The organism is Leisingera coralii (assembly GCF_049056525.1).
Taxonomy (GTDB): Bacteria; Pseudomonadota; Alphaproteobacteria; order Rhodobacterales; family Rhodobacteraceae; genus Leisingera; species Leisingera coralii.
The window spans coordinates 1-3,721 of sequence record NZ_JBHUPT010000126.1 but is presented as its reverse complement, the minus strand read 5'-3'; the positions used below and the strand labels follow the sequence as shown (position 1 = coordinate 3,721).

The window sequence follows — 3,721 nt, the reverse complement described above, 5'->3', positions numbered from 1 at the left end:
GCAGCGAGGGCATTTCTGCGCCAAGCGCGAGACACCGTTCGGTGTTATCAGCCGCTTACAATCGTCACCGACAAGGCGCACAGCTATGCAAAGGCGATCGGCGAGATCAACGGCCGACTCGGGCCTGATAATGCTATCCGCCACGTTGACCGCAAGTATTTGAACAATCGGATCGAGAGTGATCATGCCGCACTGAAGCAGCGATTGCGTCCCATGCGCGGGTTCCAGACGCTTGCCGGAGCCAAGGCCGCGCTCGCTGGCATCGAAACCTTCCGCACCATTCGAAAAGGCCAATTCGAGAATTGTGAAACCGGGGTGATCAACGAGATCGCCTTCATCGACAAACTGTTCCAGGAGGCTGCGTGATAACCGAGCAAAGCCGACGACAAACACAGCTCTCTGCCGTTAATGCAACGGACCCCTTTGCCTCTAGACCGGATGATTGGGGTGTGAGTTGACTGGCGCGATATTATCGTGAGTGTGCATATGCTTTTGTGTGACGCAGTCGATCAGGGAATTTCCCCACTGCGGCCCGATCAGCAGTTGGCCGGCAGATCTGACGTAAAAGGTTTATTGGAGATGCATTATTTGGAGAAAGATAGGCTTTCCCTCGCGGAAATTTATTTTCCTGAGAACACGCCAAAGCAACTTTTGTCCCTTGATCCTAACAATAAATTGGCTGTCCGGGCGCGCAGCTTACGCTGCGTAAAACTGCAACTGCGGCCGCATCAATTACCGCGCCGAGCGCCACAGGCTCTTCGCCCATCATGGCTTTGGCTGCAATGATTGAAACCAGGCTTGGCTCGTGTTCTCCGCTCCATGAAATCACTGGTGCCCCGGACGCGCCGAAATCGACTTTGCAGGAAAAAGCAACTGCAAGATGGCTTGCGCCTAGAAAATTGCAATCATTGTCTATTTTTAGGTCTCTTCGTCTATGTTGGCTATAGGATAGGATGGAGACTTTCGCCTGCCGCTGCAAGCCCGCTGCAATCGGAATGGGTTCCACAACATCTTCTGGCACGGGCTGATCGAGAAGCAGGAAAGCAATGTCAGTTCGCAGATTGTTCTCGGCCGGATCACTGAAGCGATACTTTGGGTGCGTCACAAGCTTCTTGGCAATTCTGGTGAGCCTTGATCTCTTTCCATACACCGCGAAGTGTACTGATACGTCTTCGGGGCGGAAGACAGCTTTGGTCTCCCGATCTGACAGGCAGTGTGCGGCAGTGACGACCAAGTCTGGTCTGACGAGGGTGCCCGTACAAAAGTTAAGCCCGCCAATATGAATTTTTCCAATAGCATTAAAAATTTCAGGGCGCGGGTCTTTACTTGCATTACCTGAAATTGCCCAACTAGGGGCAATAATAATCAAAACACAGAATGTGGAAAGCAATGCAAGCTTCATTGCCCGATCTGCAGCCACATTCATTTCATCCGTCTCTCCTATTAGAACAATACGGGCGGCCGATGAAATCACCCCATCAGTGACTAGGTATTTTGCAACGGCGGCGCCAAGATTTATTATTCTCAATTGCAGCCTTCGCCCCATTAAGAATAGAAAGGGAAAGAGCCGGGCTTCGAATTGAAGCGTCACACATTGGCAAACGCTCCTCCGTCAAATCATCCCGGGAGAACCCAGATGACAGCAAAAGAACAGGCACCTCCGGAGCTTCGATCCGGAAGTCCATAAGGTCATCGGACAACTCCAGAATGCCTCCGAAACTATCGAGATCCAGAATGGCCATGGACCAGGCATCCGGTTGCCCCTGGAGAACGCCAAACCCTTCGTCCACGTCTGTGACTAGGTGTGCTTCTACGCCTTGAGATGTGAAGTAGCGGGCTAACCGGCGCCCGCATGTAAGGGTTGAGCAAATTATGAGAGTCGGCCTTTCTAAGACCAAGCCTTTGTTATTAGATATTTTTTCAGATTCTGCATCAAGAAACTCCCAAAGGACATCAGGCCTCTTTAGGGTGCTCCAATGTGCCTCTGGAACTTCAGCGCCCCCTCCGTAGGTACCCGGCTCAACGTCATCTCCACGAGAATTTTCAAGCTCCGAAGGTGGTGATTTCAAACGCTGACCGGTGCTCAAGGGAGCGAACATATCGCGACAGGCAGCCAGGAGGCGCCCCCAAACCCCTATCCTAATATTATCTAAAACGCCTATTGTGAGATTTTTCTCTCCTTGGAGCTTAACTTCGCAAGTATCTGGTATGTTTGTGTTCGCAGAAAACGGGTTCGCACGCCTTGGAATTTGATCAAAATAAACTCCGCGACTACTTCTTGAGAGGATAAAAACCCTCCAATCATGCAGCTGCAACTTTGCGCGCGCTGGAAATTCGATAATCTTGCTCGACATTCAAGATCACTCTACCGGTGAATTCTTCACTAATTTTTGATACCCCCCCTTCCATCTAATTGTACAATGATTTATTTCGCTGCGTATGAGCAACAATACTGCTTCACGGAGGCTATTGTGGACACCGACGTTGTGAAAACTTTCATCGAAGTTGCCTCGGCGGGAAACTTCGGACAAGCTGCAGCGAGGCTTAACGTTGCCCAGACCACGGTCAGCGCACGCATCAAAAAGCTTGAGGAAAACCTCGGGAGACAGCTTCTGATCAGACGCAAATCGGGAGCGGTGTTAACCAGGTCAGGCAAACTCTTTCTGCGGCAAGCTCCTACTTTTGTTCAGCTTGGGGAGCGCCTGAAAAGCGACCTTGCCGTCCCGGAAGGCTTTTCTTCCGTTCTTTTGCTAGGCGCTGAGGTGAATGTAGCAGCCACCTGGATGAGCAGATGGATCAGCCGTTTGACGGTTGAGATGCCGGAAACTGCGCTGCGCAGCAAAGTTGATATTCCTGGAGACCTGATCGACCGGTTTTCTGAGGGGACAATTGATGTGGCTTTGATGCATGCGCCCCCCGAAAGAGCGGGATTGAAGGCAGATCTGCTGATGGAGGATCGGCTCGCGCTGTACACGACGGATCCTAGCATCCGCTCTGTATACGACCCAAGGTTTGCATATGTAGACTGGGGAGAGGCCTTCAATGCGACATTCAGGCAAAGCTACCCTCGATTCGAAGGGGCCTCACTGTCCTTTGACTACGGACCCCTTGCAGCGAAGCACGTCCTCAAGAATGGCGGGGCCGCATATGGCAGGCAAAGCGCGGCCCCTCCCTATTTGAGAACAGGTCAAATCGGCATGGTCAAAGAAGCTGCAACGTTCGCGTATCCCATGTATATCGTCCGCCCCGCGGATATCCCCCACCCAGCTCTGGACAAAGCAATCGCCGTGCTCCGGAAGATCGTAAGTGAAGAAGCTACTTGGGATATCTAGAAATCTGCACGAACTATCCTTCTCTGCAGTGCAGTCTGTTGGAGAATGATCGCCCAAGCCAGGTTCGATCCAGCAGCTGCAGCGTAACCTTGGCACTTCCAGAGCCATGGGGCCTGCAGTCACCATCTGACGTGCTCCCCTTAGAGTCCGCGTATTTCAGTTCGCTCTGTTCAGGGTTTGGTCCTCTCTTGACCGTTGGTGATACTCCCGCGGGGTGAGCCCGTCGAGACTCGAATGCGGGCGGTGGTGATTGTAGTCGTCGCGCCAGGCGTGGATCAGGTGACGGGCATGGCGCAGGCTCGCAAACAAGTGCTCGTTCAGATGGCGTAATCGGGGCTCTGTCCCCGGGATCGCCGGTATTCTTCTTGCCGGTAAGTCCATGACCGGGA

4 protein-coding genes are annotated in these 3,721 nt (G+C 52.6%); 2 read left to right on the top strand and 2 right to left on the bottom strand.

Annotated elements, in window-relative coordinates; translation table 11 throughout:
* Nucleotides 1–366 (top strand): DDE-type integrase/transposase/recombinase (locus ACFMBG_RS24005; protein ID WP_421057154.1); only part of this gene is annotated, 366 nt, incomplete at its 5' end.
* 298 nt (nt 367–664) lie between these two features.
* Here ACFMBG_RS24005 and ACFMBG_RS24000 read toward each other — a convergent pair.
* Nucleotides 665–1,591, bottom strand: coding sequence for a trypsin-like serine peptidase (locus ACFMBG_RS24000; protein WP_421057153.1), 927 nt, complete (start codon nt 1,589–1,591; stop codon nt 665–667).
* Nucleotides 1,592–2,420: 829 nt separating this feature from the next.
* On the opposite strand from ACFMBG_RS24000, the gene ACFMBG_RS23995 reads away from it, so the two are divergent.
* Nucleotides 2,421–3,332 (top strand): LysR family transcriptional regulator, encoded by a 912-nt coding sequence (locus tag ACFMBG_RS23995; RefSeq protein WP_421057152.1) that lies wholly within the window; start codon nt 2,421–2,423, stop codon nt 3,330–3,332.
* Between the two features lie 156 nt (nt 3,333–3,488).
* On the opposite strand, the gene ACFMBG_RS23990 is transcribed toward ACFMBG_RS23995, so the two are convergent.
* Nucleotides 3,489–3,721 (bottom strand): integrase core domain-containing protein (locus ACFMBG_RS23990; RefSeq protein WP_421057151.1); only part of this gene is annotated, 233 nt, incomplete at its 5' end.

What these genes read in the sequence shown, in the direction of transcription:
- ACFMBG_RS23995 (WP_421057152.1), top strand. Translation starts at nt 2,421, where the DNA reads ATGATTTATTTCGCTGCGTATGAGCAACAATACTGCTTCACGGAGGCT.